Below are 24,503 nucleotides of genomic sequence, written 5' to 3'. Positions count from 1 at the left end.
GAGGAGGGGGACGTCAGAGCATGTCGATGCGCCGGTAGATGGCCGCGGAGCGCTGCGTGAGGAGCCCGGTCTCGGCGAGGAAGGCCATCAGGTGCCGGGAGCTGGTGCGCATCATGGCCTTGCGGTGCTCGTTGCCCCGGACTTCGGCGAGGGCCCGCGCGACGTCGAGTCCGGTGGCCTTGTACACCCCGGGGTGCACCATGCTGGTGACGATGACGTACGCGCCCATGGCGATGCCCGTCGCGGAGGTGCGCCGCCGGGCGGGGCCGGCGTGCCGCATGCGTTCGCGGATCTCCTGGCGGGCGAACTTCATGTGCCGGGATTCCTCGACGACGTGGATGCGGGAGGTGCCGCGGACGATGTCGAGGACGTTCTCGCCGCGCATCCAGTCGCGCTGCATGACGTCGAGCACCTCCTCGGCCACGAGGATGCCGCCGTAGGCGAGTTCGCCCTTCGCGAGGGACTTGAAGGCGCGGCCGGCGTTGGCGACCACCTTGTTCGGCCGGTACGCGGGCACGCCCATCTTCTGGCAGGCGCGCGCGAACATGATCGAGTGCCGACACTCGTCGGCGATCTCGGTGAGCGCGAACTGGAACTCGGAGCCGGCCGGGTTCTTGAGGTACTGATCGCGGAGCACCATCTGCTGGAGGATCATCTCGAACCAGATGCCGGTGTTCATGATCGAGCAGACCTCGTGCCGGGTGAGGGTCACGCGCTGCTGCTCGGTCATCTCGTCCCAGAGGCGGGTGCCGTAGAGCGTGCTCCACTCCGGATTGAGGCCGTAGTGCTCGTCGGGGAGGGGGGCGTCCCAGTCGATCTCGGTCGACGGGTCGTACGAGAGCATGGCGGCCGAGTCCAGCAGCCGTTTCGAGACGTCGTCGTCGGCAACGGTGTGCTGGTCGTTCCTCCGCCGCGCCGCCGGGTCGGTGAGAGCCATGGCTGCCTCCAGGTGCCTGCTCCTGCGGGTTCCCGCTGACCCGCTTATTAGACGGACAGTACAATAAGAGCCCGCCGCCGAGAACCCCCCGCGCGACGGGCCGGGGGCGCACAGCGAAAGGCCCGCGCCCCGGGAGCGAATCCCGGGGCGCGGGCCGGATCAAAGAAACGCGGGCCGTCTCAAAGAAACGCGGGCCGCCTCAAAGGAACGCGGGCCGGATCAAAGAAACGCGGGCCGCCTCAAAGAACCGAAGCCCTACCGCAGCGCCTTCCGCAGCGCCTCCGCCGCCTCCGCCGTCGCCTCGCGGAACCGGTGCCCGATCCCGATGTAGTTGGCGTACCCGTGGATCAGGTCCGGCTGCCGGCTCAGCTCCACCTCGACCCCCGCCGCCCGCAGCGCCTCCGCGTACGCCTCGCCCTCGTCGCGCAGCGGGTCGTAGCCGGCCGTGCCGACGTACGCGGGCGGCAGGGCGGTGAGGTCGGCGGCGCGCAGCGGTGAGACGCCCGGGTCGGCGCGGTCGACCGGCTCGGGGGCGTAGCGGTCCGCGAACCAGTCCATGTCGGCGCTGGTGAGGAAGAAGCCGTCGGCGAAGAGGTCCCGGGACGGCCGCCGGACGGACGCGTCCGTCGCCGGGTACAGCAGCAGCTGGAAGACGGGCGCGGGCCCGCCCCGGCGCACGGCCCGCTGCGCGGCGACGGCGGCGAGGTTGCCGCCCGCGCTGTCGCCGCCGACAGCTATCCGTGCCGGGTCCGCGCCGAGGTCGCCCGCCTTGGCGAGGGCGAAGTCGACGGCGGCGAGGGCGTCGTCGGCCGCCGCCGGGTACGCGTGCTCGGGCGCCAGGCGGTACTCCACCGACAGCACCCGCACCCCGGCCCGCTGGGCCAGGAACCGCGAGACGTGGTCGTGGCTCGCCCGGGAGCCCACCACCCAGCCGCCGCCGTGGAAGTACACGAGCAGCCCGGACCGCTCCCCCAGCCCGGCCGGGCTGTACAGCGTCGCCGCCAACTCGCCGCCGCCGGAGGGGATTCCGACCTCCCGGACGGCCACCGGCCCGATCGTCGGCCCGCCCACCAGGTACCGCGCGTACTCCATCGCCGTCCGCGAGGGCCCGACCCCGCCCGGCAGGACGAGGGCCGCCTTCGACAGCCGCTGCAGCTTGAGGATCAGCTGCGCGTCCAGGGCGAGCGTCTGCCCGTCCCGCACGACCGGCGCCCCCGCGATCGCCCGCCGCACCCCCTCCGGCAGCGCGAACGCGCCCCGGACGACGGCGGCCTGGATCCGGACGGGGAATGGAATCGACATCGCTGCCTCCTGGGGGGCTCTCCTGGGGAGCCCCATGATGGGGCCGCCCCGCCGGTCGGGGGAACCCCGCCTCGACGCCCGCTCAAGGCGGTCGCGAGCCTGCACCGCGGGCACCCGGGCGGCACCGTCAGCCCACCTTCCGGATCACCTCCGGCGCGGAACCCGTGTCGTTGCTCGGGTTCGAGGCATCCCGCTGCCCTTGGAATCCCACGTAGAGCGGCTGGACGCTCTCCGGCACGAGGTAGATCTCACACGTGATGACGGTCCCGCCGTCGGTGAGGTGCATCTCGTCGTCCGAAGGCTCCTGGCACGGCGCGAACTTGACGCCCCAGGACGGGGCGAAGAAGTACGCCCGCTTCGGGTCGGTACGGTGCAGGAGCAACGTCCTCGACGGCCGTCTCACCCGGGAGGCGGCGGACGAGTGGGCCGTGCAGCAGATGCACCTGACCGAGGACGACACCGGCGAGTCGGCCGCCCGGGCCCTCGCCCTACTCGCCGGGATCGACCTGCGCCACGGCCCCGGAGCCCCCTACCTGCACAGCGAAGAGCAGGTCAGCGGCCGGCTCGACGAGCTCCGGGCCCGCCGGGCGACGTCATGACGCCACCCGGCCGGCCCGCTCCGCGAGGTACCGCCGCCCGGGCGCGCTGACCGTACGGGCCGCGTCCTCGCGGTAGGCGGCGGCAGCCTCCGCCGACTGCCCCAGCAGCTCCAGCAGATGCCCGCGCACCGCGAAGAGCCGGTGGTGGCGCGCCGGCCGCCGGTCCGCCTCCAGCTCCGTGAGCGGCGCGAGTCCGGCCGCCGGCCCGTGCACCATGGCCACCGCCACCACCGGCCGGCGAGAAATGTCGGCACCGGCCGTGGTCGGTGGGTATTGGTAGGTTCCCGCGCATGGCTGACTTCACCAATCGCCGCCCGGTCACGTCGGCGGACTCGCTCACCCCGCTCCACGCGGCGCAGGTCGCCCTGAGCGGCAGGCTCTACGACGGCGAGGACCTGCCCGCCGAGCGGCGGCTGTCCGCGGACGTGGACGGGAACGCGGACGGCGACGCGGACGGGGACGGCGACGACGAGGGCGTGCTGCACTTCTGCGAGCTCTGGGACGTGGTGGCCGACGGAGTACCGCGCTACGAGGCCTGGTTCTACCAGGTGGACAGCGGTTCGATCTTCCTGGCCGGGACGACGGAGGTGGTCGCGGAGGTCATCCAGTGCGGGCTGGAGTGCGACGACCCCGAGCGGCGGCTGGAGCTCGGCGCGGCGATGGTCCGGGCCGGCCTGCTGCCCGCCTCGGACTCGGCCTACCGGGAGTTCGGCGAGGCGGCGGCGATGTGAGAAAAAAGGCCGGTGGGCCCGACGTCCGTGACGTCGGGCCCACCGGCCTTCCTGCCGAGCGGTTCAGGACGAGAAGTACCCGACCAGGTCGGCGACCACGTCGGTGCTCCCCCACTGGTTGACGAACGACACCCGGCCGTCCACCACGGGGGCCACCACCAGCGCGGAGACGACCTGCCCCGGCCGGTAGTTGATGCTCGAAGCGTCCGGGCGGGCCGTCCCGTGCGGGAAGACCGTCAGGAAGCTGGTGTTCGTCGGCCAGACCGCCGTCACGTTCATGACGACGGCGGTGACCCCGGTCGCGGGCATGCCCTCGACGCCGGCCACCCGCAGGCTCACCAGGTCGCCCGAGCCGCCCAGGGCGCCCACGCGGGCGCCCTCGCCGTCGCGGGTGTCCATCAGCCGCACCAGTGAGGACGGCGTGTAGGTGGAGCCCGAGTCGGTGTAGTAGCCGGTGATGTCGACGCCGAGGTCGACGTCGCCCCAGGCGTTGCGGATGTCCACGACGCCGTTGACGACCGGGACGGTCACCAGGTTGGTCACGTTCTGCCCGGCGGCGAAGTTGACCGCCGAGGCGTCGGGCACCGGCTGGCCGTCCGGGTAGACCGTGAGGTAGCTGGTCTGCGACGGGTTGACGGCCGTCACGCTCATGACGACCGCGGTGACGCCGGTCTCCGGGACGCCGCCCACACCCGTGACCTTGAGCGGCACGACGCCACCGGCGCCGACCCGCCCGGCCGGGGCGCCGACGCCCCACACGGTGTTCAGGATGCGCGACGGGGCGACCGGGCGCAGCAGGGAGCCGGCACCGCCGTCGGTGTAGTAGCCGAGGATGTCGACCCCGAGATCGACGTCGCCCCAGGCGTTGCGGATGTCCACCTTGCCGTTGGAGAGCGGCACCGTCACCAGGTTGGTGACGATCTGCCCGGCGGCGAAGCTGACGGTCGGCAGGTCGGGCACCTTCTGTCCGCTCGGGTACACCGATACGGCGCTGTTGCTGCTGGGGTTGACGGCCGTCACGTTCATGACGACGGACGTGACGCCGGTCGTCGGGACGCCGCCGACGCCCGCCACCTGGAGCGAGAGCACGCCGCCCTGGCCGAGGCGCCCGGCGGGCGCGCCGACACCGGAGACGGTGTTGAGGATGCGGTTGGGGGTGAGCGGGACGAGCTTGCCCTTGGTGGCCGGCGCGGCGGCGGTCACCGTGAAGGCCTTGGGGAAGTAGTTCGGGGAGGGCACGCCGGTGGTGTAGCCGATCCCGTCGAGGACGACGTCGTAGGTGCCCGGCGTCATCCCGTTGGTGTCGGCCATGACGTGGAGCGAGGTGCCGTCGGGGCTGACGGAGACCGGCCGCATCGGGTACATGGCGCCGCCGAACTTCACCTTGGTCCCCAGGGTGAGGTTCGTGCCCCGGATCTCGATCTGGGTCTGGGTCCCGGCCGCGCCGGTCGTCCCGTTGATCGCGGTGAGGGACGGTCCGTTCTGACCGGTGCAGGTGGGGTACTCGCACACGGCCTGCATGCTGTACTCCGTCGGGGTCACCGTGCCGCCGGCGCTGAGCAGCAGGACGGCCTTGCCGGGAACCGCGTTGTTGGTGGCCTGGCAGCGGGCGCCGAACTGGCCCCAGTTCCCGCCGCACTGGTACGTGTAGTCGTAGTCGTCCCAGGTGGCCGGGGTCAGGAAGGTCAGCACCGGCTGAGCGATGTTGGTGGCGCTGCTGGTGCCGACGACGTTGAAGGACTGCGACGGCTTCATGTCGACGACGGCGCAGTAGCCGGTCGAGGACTCCGTGAGCAGTCCGCTGCGGAGCGGGAAGCCCTGTACCGAGACCGGGTTGGCGGTGCACTCCGGTGCCCAGCCGTCGGGCGTGCCGACCTTCCAGGTGTCCACGGCGGCGTGGATGTTCTGGCCCCGGTACCCGGAGGCGAGCACCGCCATGGTGTAGGAGGTCGAGCCGGTGACCTTGCAGTAGGTGCCGTTGGCGCCGCAGAGGCTCTTGCCGTTCGCGTCGATCACCAGCGGCGTCGCCGTGCCCTGGGCCCCGTTGCCGACGGTGGTCGTCCGCACGCTGAGCCAGAACTTGTCCGTGGCCGCGGCGGTGACCCGCACGCAGCGGGCGTCGAGGACCGAGCCCAGGTCCAGCTGGACGGACTGGCCGCCGACGGCGGTCGAGTTGGGCGTGAGGCAGTTCGCGGTGGGCGAGATGTCCCGCCGGACGAGCTTGTAACTGTCGCCCCGGGCCGAGTTGGTCAGCAGCGCGGTGTACGGGGCGCCGGCCGTGAGGGCGCAGGTGAAGGCGGTGTTGAGGAAGGTCGAGCACGCCACGTTGCCCTGCGGGTCGACGACCTGCAGCGAGGCGTTGAGCTGGTTCGCCGTGTTGGTGTAGTCGGCCTGTTCGGCGGTGGCGTGCTGGTCCGCCGGAAGGGCCAGGCAGGCCTGCTTCACGTCGGCGGTCAGCGTGACCTCCGCGCCCCAGGTGCCGTCGAACCCGCTCTGCGGCCAGGCGGCACAGCCTGCCGTCTCGCCGGTCCGGTGGATCACCAGCGCGTAGGACTTGTTCACTTCGCCGCTCAGAACCGCGCGGAACGGCGCGGTACCGGCCAGCTTGCAGACGGCGGACGGGGTGTTGGCGCCGCCGTTGTCGCACTGCTTGGCGCCGGCCGCGTCGTAGACGGCGGCGAAGGCGCCGGTACCGCCGGTGGGCGGCCGGTTGAGCAGGTAGACACCGCTCCCGGTGGCCGTCGGCAGCGTGAGACAGAACTGCTGCCCGCGCGCGCCGAAGGTACCGGTGGCCGGGCCGGACGTCAGCCCGGTGTCGTTGGTGGCGGTGCAACCCCGGGTCTCCTTGCCCGAGTGGAAGGCCATGCCGAACGCTCCGGCGTTGACGTTCCGCGCCTCGACCACCCAGGTGTAGTCACCGGGCGCCAGGTCGCAGCCTTCGCCCTTAGCGCAGCCGCCGTAGAGCTGGGTGCCGTCGGGGCCGTACAGCCCGCCGTTAAGGGTGGAGCCGTCGGCGGTGACCGGGGCGAAGGAGTACTGGGCCTGCTCGGTGACCCGGAGGGTCCGGCAACGCTGCGCCAGGGTCAGGTCCGGGCCCGTACCGAACGCCTGCGGTTCGACGATCGTGCAGCCGTCCGGATGCGTGAGCCGGGCCAGTGTGAGGTCGTACGTCTGGGCCGCGCCGGAGATCTGCTGCGCGGTCATCCGGAACGGCGCCTGGCCGGTGAGCTTGCAGTCGATCTCGGTGTTCTGGTTCGACCGGGTGTTGCAGACCTCCTTTCCGGTGGCGTCGTAGACGATCTGGATGATCTGGAACGCGGACACGTGGGTCCGCAGCACGTCACCGGTGGTCAGGTCGCCGAGCGCGTAGCAGTCGCCCGTGGAACCGACCGGGAGCGAGCCGTGCAGCAGGGTCGGGCTGCCGAGCGCGAGGTCGGTGGCGCTCATCGTCCGACAGGCCGTGGTCGACAGCAGCGGCAGGTAGGAGACGGACAGGCCGTTGGTCCGGCCGCTGCCGTCCCGGACCTGGAGCGTGTAGGTGCCGGCCTGGGCGATGGCGCAACGCAACATCCCGTCGCCCCAGCCGCCGCCCATCGGCTGGGTGCAGGCCACGGCGGCACCGCCCGGCCCGGCCACGGTCGGGTAGACCGGGTTGTTCGTCGCCACGGCCTGGACGAGGAGCACGTCCGCGGCCTGCGGGAGCGTGAGCGCGAAGGAGGCCGTCTTGCCCCCGTCGATCGAGCAGGTGGAGACGGCCCCCGGGACCAGGCCGGCCGGACACGGGTTGGTCGGGTCGGCCTGCTGGACCTCGCGGGCCGCCTTCTCGTGCTCGGCCTTCGGGTCCGGAACCGGCGCCGTCGACGGCCCGGCGGTGGGCGCGGCGGCCGGGGCCGGGGTGGTGGTCGGCGCCGCGGTCGGGCTCGCGGACGACGTGGCCGCGGGCGGCGCGGCGGCGGCAGCCGGGTTGGCCTGGCCCACGAACGTGGCCAGGACGGCGAGCAGCAGGGCGCCGGGAGCCGCGAGTGAGGCTCTCCTCCCCCTGTGTCGCGTTCGTCTGTCGGTGGACAGGAACGTCACACTTTCCCCCCATGTCGGAAACGCCTGACTCCCGTGACCGTCACAGGAGTTCACAGGCGGGCGGAGTCTAGCGAGCGCAAAGGACAAGCTGAGAAGCACCCTCGACCCCGCGCGAGGGTCCCACGGCGGGCCCGTCGAGCGCGATGAGTTTTTTGGGCAGCTCTTGACCATGCGGGCGCAAGGCCCGGGAACGACAAAACGGCCGGTCGATCCGAAGATCGACCGGCCGTTCGCTGTGCGCGAGGGGGGAGTTGAACCCCCACGCCCTTTCGGGCACTGGAACCTGAATCCAGCGCGTCTGCCTATTCCGCCACCCGCGCATCTGGGTGATGAGGAATATCGTAGCCCATCCGCGCGGGTGCTCCGGACCAGGCCGGAAGGGGTGGAGGGTCAGTGGGCGAGCTGCCCGACGATCCAGTCGACCAGTGCGCGGGACAGGTGGCCGTGCTCGGAGTTGGCCTCGTCGAACGTGACCTCGTCCAGGTGGCCCCGGTCCAGGGCGTCGTCGGTGATCGGGGCGGCCGGGTCGACGTCCCACTTCGCCGGGTCGAAGTCCAGCGCCGCCGCGCTGACGGCCGGCACGAAGGCGCCGCTGCGGTAGTCGTCGGAGATCTTGGCCTTGAGCGCGTCCGCGACCTTGCCGAAGGAGTCCAGGGTGCCGCCGGGCACGGCGTCCAGCCCCGGGACCTCGGTGGTGGCGCTGCGGCGCACGGCGAGGCCGAGGTGCATGCCGCCGATCCGCTGCTTCTCGCCCTTGTCCGGCTGGAACCGGGCCGTGGCACTGGCGACGAGCGCCTGCCAGTCGAACGCCACCTCGCCCACCGGCAGCGGGAGGCCCACCCCGTCACGCCGGCCGTTGGAGATGCCGAGCTTGCGCGGGATCTGCGGGAAGTTGCCGACCCGGGCGAGGTCGTCGAGGAACTCCTTGCGCAGCGGGCTGGCGGTGGCCACCGGGCCGGAGTACTTCGAGTTCTCGACCCACGCCCACAGCAGTTGCTGAGCGGCGGCGCTGCGGATCAGATCGGCCTGCTTGGCGCCGTCCGGACCGGCCGGGGTGAAGTCCTCGAAGAAGTAGGCCATCTGCTGGAGGATCAACGGGATCCAGGCGCCGTTGTGCGGCGAGTCGAACGAGAGGTACGTCGACGTCTGGTGGTCCATCCGCTGGGTCTCCAGCTTGGCGAGCGCGTAGCGGGTGACGATGCCGCCCATGCTCACCCCGCCGACGGTCAGCCGCTCGTCGCCCACGCGCTCCACGATGGCACGGAGGATGGCGTCGATCACGACTCCGGCGTTGGCCTGGATGTGGGTGTGCCGCTCGGTGAAGCCGATCAGGACGATGTCGTAGCCCCGGCTCAGCAGCTCGTCGAAGAGGCCGGGCCGGCCGTCGGCGACGGTGTTGAAGTACGCGAACAGGCCGGGCAGGTCGCTCGGGCCGTAGCTGAAGCCGTCCGCGAAGAGGAAGGGCTTCCGCAGGCCGATCTTCGGGTTGGCGTAGTAGACCGCCGCCTGTCCGGTCGCCGTCTGCCCCTTGTACGGCGCGCCGGTCAGCTCCCAGACCACGTCGGCGTCGCGGCTGCGCTCGCCCGACAGGTCGTTGGCGAACCAGACTCCGGGCTTGAGCGAGTCGGCGATCTCCGCCAACTCGGCCTTGGTGGGCTCCACCTGGCCCTCCTTGAGGGCCGTCAGCGCTACGTCGATACGGGGTTCCTGTGCCATGAGGTACCGCCTCGGTCGATGCGAGCAGGGTCACGTGCGCACAGTGATCGACCGTAACTGTTCGGTTACTCACGGCACCAGGGTCGCGTCGGAACTGATTGAAATCGTTCGGATGTGACCGAGGCTGATCGGCTAAACCGGGAAGTCGCCGGCACGGACGGCGGCGAGGAAGGACTCCCAGGCGGGGGCGGGGAAGACGAGGGCCGGGCCGTGGGGGTCCTTGGAGTCACGCACCGGGACGGTGTTGGGGATGGAGTCGAGGGCCACCTCAATGCAGAGGCCGCCGTCATTGGCGCTGTGACTGCTCTTACGCCAGGCGAGGGCAACCTCGACGCAGTTGCCGCCGTCGTCTCCGCTGTAGTTGCTCTTGTGCCAGGTCAGCTTCATACAGAAAAGTCTCCCGCCCTGACGGCAGCGACGAAAGAGCGCCACGCCCCGGTCGAGAAGACGAGGGCCGGGCCACTGGGGTCCTTGGAGTCACGCACTGGGACGGCGCCGGGACGGGATTCGAGGGCCACCTCGATGCAGGCTCCGCCGTTGTCCCCGCTGTAGCTGCTCTTGCGCCAGGCGACTGTGTCGAGCCTGCTGCTCTTCATCTCTGAAACCCTCCAGCACCTCGGCGATGAGCCGAAGCGACTCGCTCTCTGACAGGCACTCAGAACGGAGCTGATCATAGCGACGGTGGTGCTTGGCCAGAGTTTCAGGATCACTGCTCAGGTACCCCCGATCGAGGTTCTCCGAGTAGACCCAATGCTCCTCGCCTGGCAGCTCCAGCAACACCATAGCCGTGACGGTGACAGTCCGCCGATACGCAAACGGTGCCACGTGAATGACGACGTTGGGGAGTTGGGCCACGCGCAGGAGGTGCTCCAGCTGGCATCTCATCACGGTCGCCCCGCCGATGACCGTGCGGATCACGCCCTCATCGAGAATGACGACCAACAGTGGTCCGTCAGGGGCGAGATAGCGGGTCTGCCGACTGAGTCGAGCCCTGAGCAGTTCCTCGATCTCCTCCGGCTTGCCAGCTGAATCGCCAGTCTCGAAGAGCGCACGTGCGTACTGCCAGCACTGCAGCAGGCCGTACATCATGTTGGTCTGATACACCCGGTGCCCGATCGCGATCGCCTCCAGGTCCACGTACTCCTGGAACCAATCCGGGTGCTCAACGGAGGCATTCCAGTCGACCCGGCCGTACAGCCGCATCAGCAGGTCGCCGGTGTTCAACAGCCGACCGAACTCTTCGACTTCCTCGACCGAGGGCTTCCGCCTGCCGCCCTCGGTCCGCGTGATGACCGTCCGGTCGCAGTGCAGGAGCTTGCCCAACTCCTCCTGCGTGAAGCCCGCCGCCTTGCGCGCGTGCCGGAGCTCCTCGCCGAACAGGACCGCCGAGCTCGCGGTCGGCGCTCGCTTGGCCTTTGGTGTCATCGCAGCTCCCGGATGTGCAGCGCACGGCAAACACGTGGTTTTGGTCGCCACCGTAACTCCGGCACCGGGACCATTGAGGCCAGAACGCAATCATTCGCACGCACAGCGTGATTGTGCGCTCCCGTCGCACCACCCCCATCCGCCCCCGAGGTGCCTCGCCATGCTCAGAACCACCCGCCGGCCCCGAACCTTCGCCGCGCGCCTCGACTCCCGCCCCTACTCCACCCCCATCGCGCGCCACTTGCTCCGCGCCTACCTCTCCGCCCTCCCCTCCGGCGACCGGTACTCCGACATCGCCGAACTGCTCCTCTCCGAGCTGTTCTCCAACGCCGTCCAGCACTCCGACGCCCCCGATGACCGCCTCATCGAGGTCCGCTTCGCCCTCATCGGCAACCGTCTCCGCCTCGAAGTGCACGACGCCGGCACCGGTCGCCCGTCCCTCCTCGCGACCACCCCCGCCGACGAGCACGGCCGTGGACTGCACCTCGTCAACGAACTCGCAGAACGCTGGGGTTGCTGCCCCCGGGCGGGCGGCATCGGCAAGTTCGTCTGGGCCCTCGTCGCACCCGCCCCCGCCCCCGCTCCCGTCCTCCTCACCGCCTGAAGGCCGCCCGATGCCGTTCTCCACCCTCGCCCGGCACCTGTTCGACACCGGCGCCACCCCCGCCGACGCCTACGCCGCCCTCGCCCGCCGCACCCGCGAGCCGGCCACCGCCGCCCGCGCCGTCTGCCACGCCCTCGGCATCGCCGCCGACGAGACGACCCGCCGCATCGACGAGTGCTACGACGCCCTCCTCGCCGACCCCCGCCCCAACTCGGAGGCCGACACCGGCGAACTCCTCGAAGCGCTCGGGGTGTTCGACGTCCCCAAGCCCCTCGACGCCCGCGGCCTCGCCGTCGTCGACCAGTTCCTCCTCGCCATCGACGCCCTCGGCGCCCTCCGCGCCGGCCACCAGCACGGCCTCACCCGCTGGTTCGTCACCGGCAACCTCACCGCCGCCTACCTCTCCCTCGCGGCCACCCAACCCCGCCCGGGCGTCGGCGACGCGGCCCACTACTGGACCGCCCTCGTCACCGCCGGCGAGCTCCTCGCCGCCGCCCCCACCCCGGACCCCCGCGTCAAACCCGCCCTCGCCCGCTGCCGGGCCCGCGCGGAGGCCGTCGCCCGGTGATGTACTGAACCCCAACGACCAGTCACCACGGACCTGTTGGGGGAAGACGTGTTCCGCAATGTCGTCGCCGAGTGGGACGCCCCGATCGCCGACCTCCGAGATCGGCCTCCCGGCTGGATACCCATCTACAGCGGGCAGGAAGCTGACGGGTGCCTCTGGTGCATCGACGTCAACTACCACCGCCACGGCCACGGCCTCGCCGCAACCGTCCAGACCGCGCGCCCCCTCTCGGAGCACCACCGCATGCACCCGAACACCACGCCGGAGACCGAGCTGTGGACGTTCCTCGCCAACTCCGGCCGGATCGAGCCCGTCCCCCCGGACTTCGACATCACCACCGGCTACACGAGCCGGGACGTCGAGTTCGAGGGCCTGACCTTCCCCGTCCACGTCCACCGCGCCCACGGGTGCAGCAGCGCCCGCTTCCCGCTCGCCCTCGTCGACGGCGGCTACGTGATCGTCACCGCCGTCGACGAGCACTGGGCCACCGCCACCGACCTCGTCCTCCGTCACCCGGAGGCCCGCTGAGTCCACCCCAAGGTGGGGTTTGGCTCAACGGACCCCGAGCCGGGTGCCGAAAGGCCAACGGGGCGGCGGAGCTGAGGGCCGCCGCCCCGCCCTCCACCCGTCACACCGTGGCGAGGAACTCCCGCACCACGCGGTGGAATTCGTCCGCCGCGCCGGTGACCAGCATGTGGTCCGCGTCCAGCTCCGCCAGGACCGTCCCCGGACGGCGCGCGATCATCTGCGCGACCTGCTCGGCGGGGATGGCACCCCTCGTACCGCTCACCACCAGGGCCGGGCAGGTGGTGGCCGTCCAGTCCGCCCAGTGGTCGCCGTGGACGTCCGCCTCGGAGGCGTACATGTCCTGCGGGTGGAAGGGCAGGCGCCAGCTGCCGTCGGCGTTCTCGCGCAGCCGGTCCTCGAAGTACGGCGCGGCGGCGCCGAGGGCGGTGACGAGGGCGTCCCGGCTGGAGGCGTCGTAGGGCAGGTGGAGCAGGAAGGCCAGCGGGTGGCTCCCGTCCAGCCCGAGCGCGGCCGGGCCCTCGGCGTTGACGATCGCCGTCACGCGCTCGGGGTGCCGGGCCGCGAACTGGTAGGCGTTGACGGCGCCGAGGGAGTGGCCGAGCAGCACGGCGCTCTCCAGCCCGAGGTGGTCGAGCAGGGCCTCGACGTCGGCGAGGTAGCCCTCCCGCGCGTAGTCGGCGGCCCGGTCCGACTCGCCCTGCCCGCGCTGGTCGGGGGCGATGACCCGCCACTCCGGGCCCAGTGCGGCGGCGAGCGGCACGAAGACGGTGCCCTCCGCGAGGTGGCCGTGCAGGGCGAGCAGCGGGCGGCCGGTGCCGCCGAAGTCGAGGTAGGAGAGCCGGCGGCCGTCGATGACGAGCTCGGAGCGGATGGCGTCGTTCATGGTGGTCGTTCCCCCCGTGGAGCGGTTGATGGGATGACCGTACCCAGGAGTTAGACGTTTGTGCAACACATTCGTCTGACACGCCCGTGCGGATCTTGGAACCGTCCCGGCCGGGGCTCAGATCAGCGGCTTGTAGGCGCAGCCCTCCACCGCGTTCAGGAGGACGTAGGCGCGGCCGGGGCCGGTGGCCGTGTCGCGGAGGCGGGTGAGTGCCTCGAGTTCGGTGGGGAGGGTGAGGCCCAGGGCTCGCGCCGCGGCGGCGCGGTCGGCGGGGAGGTCGGGGTCGTCCTCCAGGTAGTCTTCGGCGGCCTCGGCGCTCTCCTCCGCCGTGAACGTGCGGCAGTCCTGCCACCACGGCACGGTGATCAGCAGCTCGACCAGTTCGCGGAGGTTCAGCGCCATGAGGGCCGCGCCGCCCTCCGAGTCGGCGAACAGGACCGGGCGGTCCTCGCCCAGCTCGCTCGGCCCGCAGAAGAAGTACGTGCCGCCGCCGCCCTCCTTCGCGAGGAGTTCGAGCGGTTCGCCGGAGGCCAGCACGACGTCCTCGACGTGCGGGTAGGCGTCGAGGCTGAAGTCGCCCGGCCACGCGAGGAAGTCCTCGGCGGCGGGGTCGGCGCGGATGGCGGCGATCAGGGAAGTCCCGGCGGAAGCGGAGGTCCCTGCGGTCACGGCGGTCATGGCGGTCACCCTAGACCCGGGGTCCGACGTTCCCGCGGGAGCGGCTAGGTTGCCAGTGCTGCAGCTTCAACCAGCGGGCCAACGGGGACGAGGAAAAATACGGTGAATCAGAAGACCGCACCTGCCGACCAGTTCGAGGAGCACCGGCCCCACCTGCGCGCCGTCGCCTACCGGATGCTCGGCTCGATCGCGGAGGCCGACGACGCCGTCCAGGAGACGTGGCTGCGCTACGACCGCACCGAGACCGGCGAGGTCTCGAACCTCGGCGCCTGGCTGACCACGGTGGTCTCCCGCGTGTGCCTGAACCTGCTGCGCTCGCGCGCGCAGCGGCGGGAGGAGCCGCTGGAGACGGGCGAGGACGGCACGGCGGGCGCGCCGCGCATCCCGGACCCGATCCTCGGGCGGGCGGGCGTGGTCGACCCGGAGCAGGAGGTGATGCTCGCGGACTCCGTCGGCCTGGCGCTGATGGTGGTGATGGAGTCGCTGGCGCCCGCCGAACGGGTCGCGTTCGTGCTGCACGACATGTTCGCGGTGCCGTTCGAGGAGATCGCGCCGCTGATCGAGAAGACCGCCGCCGCGACCCGCCAGCTGGCCAGCCGGGCGCGCCGCAAGGTGCAGGGGCAGGCGCCCGCGCCGGACAAGGACCTGAGCCGGCAGCGGGTGGCGGTGGACGCGTTCTTCGCGGCCGCGCGCGAGGGCGACCTCGACGCGCTGGTGGCCGTGCTCGACCCGGACGTCGTGCTGCGCTCGGACGGCGGCGCGGTGCGGGCCCGGCACTCGGTGGTGTTCACGGGGGCGTCGACGGTGGCCGGGCAGGCGGTGCTGTGGGGCAAGCTGGCGCCGTTCGCGCGGCCGGCGCTGGTCAACGGCACGGCGGGCGCGGTGGTCATCGGCCCCAACGGCAAGCCGATGTCCGTCATGGCGTTCACGGTGGTCGCGGGCGCGATCGTCGCGATCGACGTGCTGAACGACCCGGAGCGGCTCGCCGCGCTGGACCTGTCGCTCTTCGACTGAACCGGGAGGGGTGGGCTCCGGTCCACATGAGCCCACCCCGCCTCAGCGCCCGGTCGCGCCGTCCAGCTGCTCGCGGATGATGTCCGCGTGCCCGGCGTGCCGGCCGGTCTCCTCGATCATGTGGACGAGCACCCAGCGCAGCGACGGCGCCTCGCCGTCCGGCCGCAGGGAGCGCGCGCCCGGCCGGTCGAGGTCGGCGCCGACCTGTGCGGCGACGGCGTTCGACCGGGCGATCGCGGCCCGGTAGGCGGCGATCTCGCCGGCCACCGTCACGTCGCCGAGCGGGACTTCGTCCGTTTCCAGCGGCTGCTCGCCGACGCCCCGGTAGGCCCACTCGAACCAGTTGTGCTCGACCACCGCGAGGTGGCGGACCAGCCAGAGCAGGCTCGTCCCGGAGGCGACCCCGGGGCGGCGGGCGTCGTCGTCCGGCAGCCCGGCGAGCTTGGCGATCACCGCCTCGCGCAGGTAGTCGAGGAAGGTGAGCAGCGTGGTCGGCTCGTCGGCGTTGACGCCGGGCGGGCGGACGTCGGGGCGCGGGGAGGGCGCGGTGTTCTCGGTCACCGCGCCACCCTAGTCAGACCCGAAACACCGTCACCAGCCCTGCGCCGTCACCGTCCCCGCTCCCGTCACCGTCCCCGCTGCCCTCACCAGCCCCGCTGCCGTCACCAGCCCTGCGCCGCGACCCACTCCGCGAGGTGCCGGGCGCAGTCGTCGACCGACTCCTGCCACGAGCGGACGGCCCCCTCGCCGGCCTCGTCGCTCACGTGCTTGACCAGGCGCACCGGCAGGCCGGCCCGGTGGGCGACGGTGGCGACCGCGTAGCCCTCCATGTCGACGAGGTCGGCGTGCTCGGCGAGGCGGTCGCGGGCGGCCGGGTCGGAGACGAAGAGGTCGCCGGTGGCGAGGACCGGGCCCTCGCCCTTGCCGACCACGAGCGGCGCACCGTAGCTGCGGCCGGTGAGGGCCAGCAGGGCGGGCGAGTCGAGGTCGTGCTGGATCACCTGGGTGACGTGGTGGGTGCCCTCCCAGCCGGGGCGCAGCGCGCCGGCCGTGCCGAGGTTGATCACCTCGGAGGGCTTGTCGCCCCGGGCGAGGACGGTGGCGAGCGCCGCGGCGGCGTTGACCTTCCCTATCCCGGTGAGCAGCACGGGCAGCCGGTCGTCCAGGTGGGCGGCCTCCTCGCGGACGGCGACGACGAGCAGCGGGCGGTCGGGGGCGATCGTTCCAAGCAGGCGCATGGCCCCATCGTACGGAGCAGGGGCGCGGGAGCCCCGGCGGCGACGGCCGGACGACGTACGGGCCGGAGCTCCCGGACCGGGCGTCCGGGAACCGCGCGGGCCCCGATCCGCGTCGCAGCGGTCGCCGCCCGCCTCCGCCCGACGGGTCCGTACGGGAATACGTATGAAGAATTCGCGGAGGCGGCGGGCCCCAATCGTGCACGGCGAAGCTCAAGATCGGCGCAACTCGGGTGTGGCCGGGGGGAGTCACGGCCATACTGCTGGCATCGGCCGGGCACCGGAGGACGGGCCGGGCCCCAGGGGAGGATGAGGCGGGTGGCGACACCAAGAGGTAGCGGCGCGGCGGGCGCCGTGGTTCCGGCACGGCCGAACCGTCCGCCGGCGGCACCGGGCCGGGCGGGCGCCCCGGCGCCGCGGCCCGGCGGGGAGCCCGCCGGGCGGCGGCCGTCGGCGCTGTCGCCGGCGGGCGCGAAGGCCCGGCTGGCGCGGGCCGCGCGGACCGCGCCGGGCCGGCTGCGGCTGGCCGGGGCGGTGCTGGCGGTGCTGACCGTGGCGTTCGGGGGGCTGAGCGCCTGGCAGCTGGAGACGCGGGCGCAGGCCGCCGAGCGGGTGGTGTCGTACAGCCAGCCGCTGAGCGAGGCGGCCGCGGACATCCACCGTTCGCTCGCGGACGCGGACACCACCGCGGCCACCGGCTTCCTGCTCGCGGGCGCGGAGCCGAAGGCCGTCCGGGACCGCTACGAGCAGGACCTCTCGACGGCCGCCCGGCTGATCGCCGAGGCCGCCGCCCGGACGACGTCCTCCTCCCCCGCACAGGGCTCGCTGGCCCGGCTGAACCAGCAACTGCCCGTCTATGCGGGCCTGGTGGAGAGCGCGCGGGCGGACAACCGGCAGGGCTTCCCGCTCGGCGGCGCCTACCTGCGCTACGCCTCGGAGCAGATGCGCAACGTGCTGCTGCCGGCCGCCGCCGAGCTGACGGCGTTCGAGGACAAGGAGCTCTCGAACGACTACGACGAGGCGAAGTCCGCGCCCTGGGGCGCCTACGCGCTCGGGGTGCTGACCCTCGGCGCGCTGGTCTGGGTGCAGGTGGTGCTGTTCCGCCGCACCAACCGGGTGTTCAACGTCGGCCTGCTGGGCGCCACCGCCGCCGTCCTCGCGGGCTCGCTCTGGCTGGCCGTCACCGGCGCCACCACGAGCGCCGCGCTGGACGACAGCGACCGCCTCGGCGCCACCCCGCTGCGCGCCCTCAACACCGCGCGGGTGGACGTGCTGACGGCCCGCCTGGCGGAGAACCTGCACTACGTCGCCCGCGGTTCGACCACCAAGTACGCGGAACTGTGGTCCGCGACGACGACGCACCTGTCGCAGGCCGTGCCCGCGGGCACCCCGGAGGCGTCCCGCCCCGGCTCGCTGCCGGAGGCGTTCCGGCTGGCGCCGGCGTCCGCCCGGGACGCCGTCGGCGAGGCGGCCCAGCAGTTCGACTCGTGGTCCTCCCGGCACGACACGGCGAAGATGCTGGAGACGGACACCGCGGACTACCAGGGCGCCCTGGACGCGACGGTGACGGCCGACCCGGCCAAGGCGCCGAACACCGCCGACGCCGCGTTCAACGCGACCGACCAGCAGCTCGCGAAGGCCGCCGACGCCGAGCAGCAGCAGTTCCACAAGGCCGCCGACGGCACCGACGGCGACCTGCGCACCACCGCCGCCGCGGTCGCCGTCCTCGGCCTGCTGGCCGCGGCGGCGGCGCTGCGCGGCCTCGGCCGCCGACTGGCCGAGTACCGGTAGAGGGGGGACGGACACATGCGCAAGGGGACAGTACGGACCCGCACGGTGACGGCGCTGGCACTGCTGGCGTCCTGCGCCGCCGTGCTCGGCGGGGGCGGCCCGTCCGGCGCCGCACCGCTGGCGGCGGAGGCGGCACCGCTGTCGCCGCCGGCACCACAGGCCGCGCAGGCCGGACCCTGCGACATCTACGGCAGCGTCCCGCCGAGCACCGAGGACGGCCCGGCGGTGAAGGCCGTCAAGGCCAAGCGCAGCCTGGTGATCGGCGTGGACCAGAACAGCTTCCGCTGGGGCGCCCGCAACCCGAACACCGGCCAGATCGAGGGCTTCGACATCGACCTCGCCCGCGCGATCGGTGCGGCGATCATGGGCGACCCGAACAGGGTCGTCCTCAAGCCGGTGGCGACGGCCGACCGGGTCGACGCCATCCAGAAGGGCCGGGTCGACCTGATCGTCCGCACCATGACGATCAACTGCCAGCGGATGGAGCAGGTGGCCTTCTCCAAGCCGTACTTCAACATCACCCAGCGGGTGCTGGTGCCCCGGTCGTCCCCGGCGAAGAACCTCGACGACGCGATCACCGGCAAGACCGTGTGCGCCGCCAACGGCTCCACGGCCGCGACGGTGCTGAAGGACGTCAAGAAGACCGCCAAGCAGGTCGTCCCGGTGGAGAACCAGCTGGACTGCCTGGTCCTCATGCAGCTCGGCAAGGTCGACGCCACGATGACCGACGACGGCCTCGCGGCCGGCCAGGCCGCCCAGGACCAGACCGTGCGGATCGTGGACGGCGAGGCGCAGCCCGAGGTCATCGGCGTCGCGATGCTCAAGAGCAGCCCCGATCTCACCGCGCGGGTCAACCAGGTGCTGGCCGACTACTACGCGAGCGGCGCCTGGCGCAGCTCGTACGAGCGGTGGCTCAAGCCGTACATGCTCAACGACGCCGACCACTACTGGCCCGGCGCGACGGCCCACTAGGAACGGCCGCCGACGGCCCTCCGGCGGCCCTCCGGAGGGCCGCCGGGCGGCCACGGCCCGCACGCGGGCCGTTGACGCCGTCTTGACGCCCCGCGCCCGCTCCGCCCGAAGGAGCACCGGCTAGGGTTCGGGACGATCACCACGGGGAGACCCGTCGTGCACGGGGAGATCCGCAGCCCGTCAGGGCCGGGTCGGTGAAGGAAGGATGGACGGCGGTGGCATCTGCTGGCCCGGTACTGAACCGGGAGGAGGTGGACCGCGCGCTCGCGCGCCTCGGCGCAGAGCGCGACGCGGTCGAGTCGGCGCTGCTGGCCCTGCAGGACCACCCGGGCCTGCGGCTGCTGGACGGCGCCGAGCTGTCCGGGCGGACGCAGGAGCGCTGGGCCGTCGCCGGGAAGGGCCTGCCGCTGCTGTGGGCGCTGTTCGACCGGTACTCCGAGGCGCTCGCCTCCGCGCGCGCCGTGCGGGCCCGCAAGGCCAAGCCGGGCTCGGCCGAACTCGCCGAGCTGAGCGAGCTGTTGACCGGGGACGCGGTGACCGTCCCGGGCGGCGCGCTGCCGGACGGGCCGCAGCTGCTCGGCGCACCCGCCAAGCTGGTCGAGCGGGTCAGCCTGGACGCGCTGATGGCCAGGATGAACTCCTGGTACGCCACCGTCCTGGAGGTGGTCAGCGCCGCCGACGCGGTGTGGTCCGCGCTGCCGGCCAGGATCGACCTGCTGCTCGCCGAACTGCACCGGGTGCGCACGCTCGCCGCCTCGCTCGGCGTCCACGCCGCCACCCACCCGCTGGGCGACGACCTGGCCGGACTGGAAGCCGACCTGACGGCCCTGCGCACCGAGGTGCGCGGCGACCCGCTCGCGCTGTGGCGCCCGGCCCGGGTGCCCGCCCAGCGCGGCACCGTGCCGGAGGGCGGCGCGTTCGCCTCCCCGTCCGGGGTGGTGGACACCGAGCGCTTCGACCGGGCCGGGCGGGCGCTGGACGGCGTGCGGCTGGAGCTGGAGAACCTGCTGCGGCTGCGCGACGACGCCGAGGAGCGCCTCCAGGGCGTCGGCGACCTGCTCCAGCGGGCCGACGCGACGCTCGGCGAGGCCCGCCGGGCGCGCGGCGAGGTGCTGGCGAAGATAGCCGCCAGCGACGTCCCCGCGGTACCGGGCCCGGCCTCGGCGCTGCGCGAACGTATCGTCGTGGCACTGGAGTTGCGGCAGGCCGGGCAGTGGGGCCGGCTGGCGCCGCTGCTGGACGCGCTGGAGGACGCGGCCGCCAAGGAGCTGGCCCGCGCCCGCCAGTCGCTGACCGAGGTCACCCAGCCGCTCGCCGTGCGGGCGGAACTGCGCGGCCGGCTGGACGCCTACAAGGCGATGGCCGCCCGGCTGCGGGTGTCCGAGGACCCGGAAGTGATCGAGCGGTACGAGAAGGCGCGCTGGCTGCTGTGGAGCGCGCCCTGCGACCTGCGGGCGGCGGCCGCCGCGGTGGCCCGCTTCCAGCAGTCGCTGCGGCCGGCGCACGCCGAGTCCGCACACGAGGAGGCCGGCCAGACGCCGGTCGACGGACAGGTACAGGGGGGCTGAGGTTGATGGGCGAGGCGTGCACACGGCCGGATTGCACCGGCAACGGGACGATCGACGCCGACGGCTACTGCGACGAGTGCGGGCTGGCCCCGGTGGCCGGCACCACCTCCGCGAAGGCCGCCGCGCCCCCGAAGGCGGCGGCGGGCCCCGGCGCCCCCTGCCCGCGCGACTGCTCCGGCACGATCGACGCGGACGGCTACTGCGACGAGTGCGGCCTCACCGCGCCCGGCGGCGAGACCGGCACCACCCAGCCGTACGTGCCCTCGGCCCGGGTCGCCCCGGACACCGGCAACTCCGTCCGCTCGGCCCGCACCGGCTCCGCCCGCTCGATGTCCGGCCGCTCCCGCTCGCACCGCTCGACCCGCACCGGCAGCAGCCGCTCGGTCTCGGTGCGCAGCACCCGCGGCAGCGTCAGCGCGGGCACCCGCAGCCGGCTCGGCGCCGGCCTGGTGACCGTCCCGACCGTGGAGACGGCCGACCCGTCCCTCGCGGTGCTGGAGAACCCCGAGGTGCCCGAGCGCAAGCGCTTCTGCGCCAAGTGCGAGGCGCCGGTGGGCCGGGAGAAGGACGGCCGTCCGGGCCGCCCGGACGGCTTCTGCACCAAGTGCGGCACGCCGTACTCGTTCACGCCCAAGCTGCGCCGCGGGGACCTCGTCGGCGGCCAGTACGAGGTCGTGGGCTGCCTGGCGCACGGCGGCCTCGGCTGGATCTACCTCGCGGTGGACCGCCGGGTCAACGACAAGTGGGTCGTCCTCAAGGGCCTGCTGAACACCGGCGACGAGGACGCGCTGGCCGCGGCCGTCGCCGAGCGGCGCTTCCTCGCCGAGGTGGACCACCCGAACATCGTCCGGATCATCAACTTCGCCGAGCACCTGGACATCGGCTCCGGCTCCACCGACGGCTACATCGTCATGGAGTACGTCGGCGGCAAGTCGCTCAAGGACATCGCCAACGACCGCCGCACCGCGGACGGCCGGCGCGAGCCGCTGCCCGTCGAGGTGGGGATCGCGTACGCGCTGGAGGCGCTGCCGGCGCTCGGGTACCTGCACGCCCGGGGCCTGATCTACTGCGACTTCAAGATCGACAACGTGATCCAGAGCGGCGACGCGCTCAAGATCATCGACATGGGCGCGGTCTGCCGCCTCGACCACGACGGCCCGATCTACGGCACCGTCGGCTACCAGGCCCCCGAGATCGCGAGCCTCGGCCCCTCCCCCGCCTCCGACCTCTACACCGTCGCCCGCACCCTCGCGGTGCTCACCTTCGACTTCCAGGGCTACAGCACCACCTACCGCGACACGCTGCCCGGCCCCGAGGACGTCGAGGTCTTCGCGACGTACGAGTCGTACTACCGCTTCCTGGTCCGCGCCACCGACCCCGACCCGGCCCGCCGCTTCGCCTCCGCCGAGGAGATGGCCGACCAGCTCACCGGCGTGCTGCGGGAGGTCCTGGCCCTCCAGGACGGCCGGGCCCGGCCCGCGCTCTCCACCCTGTTCGGGCCCGAACTGCGCGTCGTCGACACCGAGCTGGTGCTGCCCACCGAGCAGACCGGGCAGCTCCGGGTGGCCGAGCTCGACCCGGCCGCCGCCGCCCTCGCGCTGCCCGTCCCCCGGGTCGACCCCGGCGACCCCAACGCGGGCTTCCTCGCGACCCTGCTCGCCACCGACCCCCAGGAGGCGCTCGCCGCACTGGCCGGCGCCCCCGCCGACTCCGCCGAACGCCGCCTGCGCGAACTGCGCGCCCTGCTCGAACTCGGCCGCCACAGCGAGGCCCTGGCCGCGCTCGCGACCCTGGAGCAGGACCACTCCGACGACTGGCGGGTCGTCTGGTACCGCGGCCTCACCGCCCTCGTCGGCGCCACCGCCGGAGCCGACGCGAGCGCGGGCGAGCCGGACGAGGCCTCCCTGCGGGCCGCCGCCGAGGCCTTCGACGCGGTCTACGACGCCTTCCCCGGCGAGAGCGCCCCCAAGCTGGCCCTCGCCATCTGCGCCGAACTGCTCGGCGACGGCGGCGACGCGGCCGAGTTCTACCGGCTCGTCTGGACCACCGACCAGTCCTACCTCAGCGCCGCCTTCGGCCTCGCCCGGGTCCGCCTCGACGACGGGATGCGGCCGGACGCCGTCCGCGTCCTGGAGTCCGTCCCGGCCACCTCCAGCCAGTACACCGCCGCCCGCATCGCCGCCGTCCGCGCCCGGCTGCGCGAGCGCGCCGCGACCGAGCCGATCGGCGCCGACCTCGCGGCCGGCTCTGACCAGCTGACGGCCCTGCGGCTGGACGACCGGCGGCGCGAGGAACTGTCCGTCGAGGTGCTCCAGGCCGCCCTCGGCTGGGTCACCGCCGGCTCCGCCGGGGCCGGCCAGGGCGGACGGCCGACGGTGCTGGGACGACCCGCCGACGAGCGGGAACTGCGCTTCGCCCTGGAACAGTCCTACCGGGTACTCGCCCGGTTGGCAGACCGGGCCGAGACCAGGATCGAGATGGTGGAACGGGCCAACCGCGCCCGCCCCAGGACGTGGGTGTAACCGATGCCGCAGCAGACCGTGTGCCCGAGCTGTTCCGAACCGCTGGCCCCGGAGGACGCCTTCTGCGGCGCCTGCGGGACCGGCCGGGACAGCCGGCCCGCCCCGGGCGCGATGCCCGCGGGCTGGGCCTCCCCCCGCGCCGAGTCCGTCCCCGCGCAGCAGCACGGGCCGGTCTGCGTCCACTGCGCCCTGCCGCAGGTCGGCGCCGACGGCTACTGCGAGGCCTGCGGCGGCGCCCAGCCGCGCCCGCGCGACCACATGGAGAAGGCCCTCGCGGGCGTCGCCGGGGTCAGCGACCGCGGCGTGCGCCACCACCGCAACGAGGACTCCTTCACCGTCGCCGCGACCTCGCTGCCCGGCGGCGAGCCCGTCGTCGTCGCCGTCGTGTGCGACGGCGTCTCCTCCTCGGACCGCCCGGACCAGGCCTCCGAGACCGCCGTCGACGCCGCCTCCGAGTCGCTGCTCAGCGCCCTGGAGGCCGGCACCGACCCGGACGCCGCGATGCGCCGGGCCATCGCCGACGCCGCCAAGGCCGTCGCCGACCTCGCCGGGGCCGGCGCCGGGCCCGCCCGGCCCGACCTCAACGCGCCCGCCTGCACCTACGTCAGCGCCATCGCGGCCGGCGGCCGGGTCACCATCGGCTGGGTCGGCGACACCCGCGCCTACTGGATCCCGGACGACCGGGCCGCCGCCGAGCCCTTCCGGCTCACCCAGGACGACTCCTGGGCGGCCCGGATGGTCGAGGCCGGCCTGATGGGCGAGGCCGAGGCCTACGCCGACCCGCGCGCCCACGCGATCACCGGCTGGCTCGGCGCCGACGCCGAGGAGGTCGTCCCGCACACGCTGGACTTCACCCCGCACGTCCCCGGGGTGCTGCTGGTCTGCACCGACGGCCTGTGGAACTACGCCGAGGCCGCCACCGACCTCGCCTACTACGTCCGGCCGGACGCCCGGACCGAACCGCTCGCGGCGGCCCAGGCCCTGGTCAGGTTCGCGGTCGCGGCCGGCGGCCACGACAACATCACCGTCGCCGTCCTGCCGATCGACCCGCCCGCCCGGCCCGACCCCGAGGAGGTCGAGCAGACCCCGACCGCCCTCGACCTGCCGGTGATCACCCCGGCCGGGGCGCGGCCGGACCCGGAGGACGACCCGGACTACGAACCGACGCTGCCGGACCTCCCGGTGATCGGTTCCCCGGCCGCCCCGCTGCCGCCGCAGGTCCCGCCGGCGCCGTCCGCCCCGCCGGCACCGCCCGCGCCGCCGGCCGGCCCGCCGGGCGCCCCCGGGGTGCCGCCCGTCCCGCCGCAGCCGCCGCACCCGCCGACCGCCTGACGTCCCGACGGTCCGTCCCGC

At 73.3% G+C, this 24,503-nt stretch carries 24 protein-coding genes and 1 tRNA gene; 11 read left to right on the top strand and 14 right to left on the bottom strand.

Annotated elements, in window-relative coordinates; genetic code table 11:
* Positions 1–13: 13 nt before the first annotated feature.
* The 3 genes from ACFVSN_RS24815 to ACFVSN_RS24805 all read right to left on the bottom strand — a co-directional run bounded on the left by ACFVSN_RS24815 (position 14) and on the right by ACFVSN_RS24805 (position 2,621).
* A complete protein-coding gene (locus tag ACFVSN_RS24815; protein ID WP_387956594.1) occupies positions 14–937 on the bottom strand; it encodes a diiron oxygenase in 924 nt (307 codons plus the stop codon).
* Positions 938–1,192: 255 nt separating this feature from the next.
* Positions 1,193–2,239, bottom strand: coding sequence for an alpha/beta hydrolase (locus ACFVSN_RS24810; RefSeq protein ID WP_380441914.1), 1,047 nt, complete (start codon positions 2,237–2,239; stop codon positions 1,193–1,195).
* A gap of 127 nt (positions 2,240–2,366) precedes the next feature.
* On the bottom strand, positions 2,367–2,621 hold the full coding sequence (locus ACFVSN_RS24805; protein WP_387956593.1) for a hypothetical protein: 255 nt from the start codon (positions 2,619–2,621) through the stop codon (positions 2,367–2,369).
* Between the two features lie 46 nt (positions 2,622–2,667).
* On the opposite strand from ACFVSN_RS24805, the gene ACFVSN_RS24800 reads away from it, so the two are divergent.
* On the top strand, positions 2,668–2,838 hold the full coding sequence (locus ACFVSN_RS24800) for a hypothetical protein (protein ID WP_387956592.1): 171 nt from the start codon (positions 2,668–2,670) through the stop codon (positions 2,836–2,838).
* Here ACFVSN_RS24800 and ACFVSN_RS24795 read toward each other — a convergent pair.
* Positions 2,833–3,054 carry a hypothetical protein gene (locus ACFVSN_RS24795; RefSeq protein ID WP_387956591.1) on the bottom strand — a complete coding sequence of 74 codons (222 nt, stop codon included), beginning with the start codon at positions 3,052–3,054 and terminating at the stop codon, positions 2,833–2,835. The two genes, ACFVSN_RS24800 and ACFVSN_RS24795, sit on opposite strands and share 6 nt — an antisense overlap.
* A gap of 74 nt (positions 3,055–3,128) precedes the next feature.
* Between ACFVSN_RS24795 and ACFVSN_RS24790 the strand changes: the two genes are divergently transcribed.
* Positions 3,129–3,569 carry a hypothetical protein gene (locus ACFVSN_RS24790; protein WP_387956590.1) on the top strand — a complete coding sequence of 147 codons (441 nt, stop codon included), beginning with the start codon at positions 3,129–3,131 and terminating at the stop codon, positions 3,567–3,569.
* A gap of 63 nt (positions 3,570–3,632) precedes the next feature.
* On the opposite strand, the gene ACFVSN_RS24785 is transcribed toward ACFVSN_RS24790, so the two are convergent.
* The 6 genes from ACFVSN_RS24785 to ACFVSN_RS24760 all read right to left on the bottom strand — a co-directional run bounded on the left by ACFVSN_RS24785 (position 3,633) and on the right by ACFVSN_RS24760 (position 10,787).
* Positions 3,633–7,646 (bottom strand): hypothetical protein, encoded by a 4,014-nt coding sequence (locus ACFVSN_RS24785; RefSeq protein WP_387956589.1) that lies wholly within the window; start codon positions 7,644–7,646, stop codon positions 3,633–3,635.
* A gap of 236 nt (positions 7,647–7,882) precedes the next feature.
* Positions 7,883–7,966 (bottom strand) — tRNA-Leu (locus ACFVSN_RS24780).
* A gap of 70 nt (positions 7,967–8,036) precedes the next feature.
* Entirely contained in the window at positions 8,037–9,362 is a 1,326-nt protein-coding gene (locus ACFVSN_RS24775; protein ID WP_387603459.1) for a lipase family alpha/beta hydrolase, read from the bottom strand.
* Between the two features lie 132 nt (positions 9,363–9,494).
* On the bottom strand, positions 9,495–9,749 hold the full coding sequence (locus ACFVSN_RS24770; protein WP_387603462.1) for a DUF397 domain-containing protein: 255 nt from the start codon (positions 9,747–9,749) through the stop codon (positions 9,495–9,497).
* Positions 9,746–9,880, bottom strand: a complete 135-nt coding sequence (locus ACFVSN_RS24765) for a DUF397 domain-containing protein (RefSeq protein ID WP_387603465.1) — start codon at positions 9,878–9,880, stop codon at positions 9,746–9,748. The genes ACFVSN_RS24770 and ACFVSN_RS24765 overlap by 4 nt, the downstream gene beginning before the upstream one ends.
* A complete protein-coding gene (locus ACFVSN_RS24760; protein WP_387603468.1) occupies positions 9,840–10,787 on the bottom strand; it encodes a helix-turn-helix domain-containing protein in 948 nt (315 codons plus the stop codon). Before ACFVSN_RS24760 ends, ACFVSN_RS24765 begins: the two co-directional genes overlap by 41 nt.
* A gap of 160 nt (positions 10,788–10,947) precedes the next feature.
* On the opposite strand from ACFVSN_RS24760, the gene ACFVSN_RS24755 reads away from it, so the two are divergent.
* The 3 genes from ACFVSN_RS24755 to ACFVSN_RS24745 are packed head-to-tail and all read left to right on the top strand — an operon-like array spanning position 10,948 to position 12,487.
* The gene (locus ACFVSN_RS24755) at positions 10,948–11,391 is read left to right on the top strand and encodes an ATP-binding protein (protein WP_380510414.1); all 444 of its coding nucleotides are present in this window, start codon (positions 10,948–10,950) and stop codon (positions 11,389–11,391) included.
* Between the two features lie 10 nt (positions 11,392–11,401).
* A complete protein-coding gene (locus ACFVSN_RS24750; protein WP_380441894.1) occupies positions 11,402–11,959 on the top strand; it encodes a hypothetical protein in 558 nt (185 codons plus the stop codon).
* A 48-nt stretch (positions 11,960–12,007) separates the two neighbouring features.
* A complete protein-coding gene (locus ACFVSN_RS24745; protein WP_387603474.1) occupies positions 12,008–12,487 on the top strand; it encodes a hypothetical protein in 480 nt (159 codons plus the stop codon).
* A 100-nt stretch (positions 12,488–12,587) separates the two neighbouring features.
* On the opposite strand, the gene ACFVSN_RS24740 is transcribed toward ACFVSN_RS24745, so the two are convergent.
* On the bottom strand, positions 12,588–13,370 hold the full coding sequence (locus ACFVSN_RS24740; RefSeq protein WP_387956588.1) for an alpha/beta fold hydrolase: 783 nt from the start codon (positions 13,368–13,370) through the stop codon (positions 12,588–12,590).
* Positions 13,371–13,487: 117 nt separating this feature from the next.
* Positions 13,488–14,048: a hypothetical protein gene (locus ACFVSN_RS24735; RefSeq protein WP_380510403.1), complete on the bottom strand. Its 561-nt coding sequence runs from the start codon at positions 14,046–14,048 to the stop codon at positions 13,488–13,490.
* A gap of 102 nt (positions 14,049–14,150) precedes the next feature.
* Here ACFVSN_RS24735 and ACFVSN_RS24730 point away from each other — a divergent pair, with 102 nt between their 5' ends.
* A complete protein-coding gene (locus ACFVSN_RS24730; protein WP_380441885.1) occupies positions 14,151–15,062 on the top strand; it encodes a sigma-70 family RNA polymerase sigma factor in 912 nt (303 codons plus the stop codon).
* A 42-nt stretch (positions 15,063–15,104) separates the two neighbouring features.
* On the opposite strand, the gene ACFVSN_RS24725 is transcribed toward ACFVSN_RS24730, so the two are convergent.
* Together ACFVSN_RS24725 and ACFVSN_RS24720 are read right to left on the bottom strand one after the other, a co-directional pair.
* Positions 15,105–15,623 carry a DinB family protein gene (locus ACFVSN_RS24725; protein WP_387603482.1) on the bottom strand — a complete coding sequence of 173 codons (519 nt, stop codon included), beginning with the start codon at positions 15,621–15,623 and terminating at the stop codon, positions 15,105–15,107.
* 101 nt (positions 15,624–15,724) lie between these two features.
* Positions 15,725–16,300: a nucleosidase gene (locus ACFVSN_RS24720; RefSeq protein WP_387603485.1), complete on the bottom strand. Its 576-nt coding sequence runs from the start codon at positions 16,298–16,300 to the stop codon at positions 15,725–15,727.
* Positions 16,301–16,615: 315 nt separating this feature from the next.
* On the opposite strand from ACFVSN_RS24720, the gene ACFVSN_RS24715 reads away from it, so the two are divergent.
* The 5 genes from ACFVSN_RS24715 to ACFVSN_RS24695 all read left to right on the top strand — a co-directional run bounded on the left by ACFVSN_RS24715 (position 16,616) and on the right by ACFVSN_RS24695 (position 24,482).
* The gene (locus tag ACFVSN_RS24715) at positions 16,616–18,088 is read left to right on the top strand and encodes a hypothetical protein (RefSeq protein ID WP_387956587.1); all 1,473 of its coding nucleotides are present in this window, start codon (positions 16,616–16,618) and stop codon (positions 18,086–18,088) included.
* 15 nt (positions 18,089–18,103) lie between these two features.
* Positions 18,104–19,060: a glutamate ABC transporter substrate-binding protein gene (locus tag ACFVSN_RS24710; RefSeq protein WP_380448852.1), complete on the top strand. Its 957-nt coding sequence runs from the start codon at positions 18,104–18,106 to the stop codon at positions 19,058–19,060.
* 215 nt (positions 19,061–19,275) lie between these two features.
* Positions 19,276–20,628, top strand: coding sequence for a hypothetical protein (locus tag ACFVSN_RS24705; RefSeq protein WP_380448849.1), 1,353 nt, complete (start codon positions 19,276–19,278; stop codon positions 20,626–20,628).
* A 5-nt stretch (positions 20,629–20,633) separates the two neighbouring features.
* Entirely contained in the window at positions 20,634–23,150 is a 2,517-nt protein-coding gene (locus ACFVSN_RS24700; RefSeq protein WP_380448847.1) for a tetratricopeptide repeat protein, read from the top strand.
* A gap of 3 nt (positions 23,151–23,153) precedes the next feature.
* A complete protein-coding gene (locus ACFVSN_RS24695) occupies positions 23,154–24,482 on the top strand; it encodes a protein phosphatase 2C domain-containing protein (protein WP_387956586.1) in 1,329 nt (442 codons plus the stop codon).
* Positions 24,483–24,503 lie beyond the last annotated feature (21 nt).

The sequence above is a fragment of the Kitasatospora sp. NPDC057904 genome (assembly GCF_042887925.1).
GTDB lineage: Bacteria > Actinomycetota > Actinomycetes > Streptomycetales > Streptomycetaceae > Kitasatospora.
The sequence above is the reverse complement of the archived record's forward strand: the minus strand, read 5'-3'. Positions and strand labels throughout refer to the sequence as shown.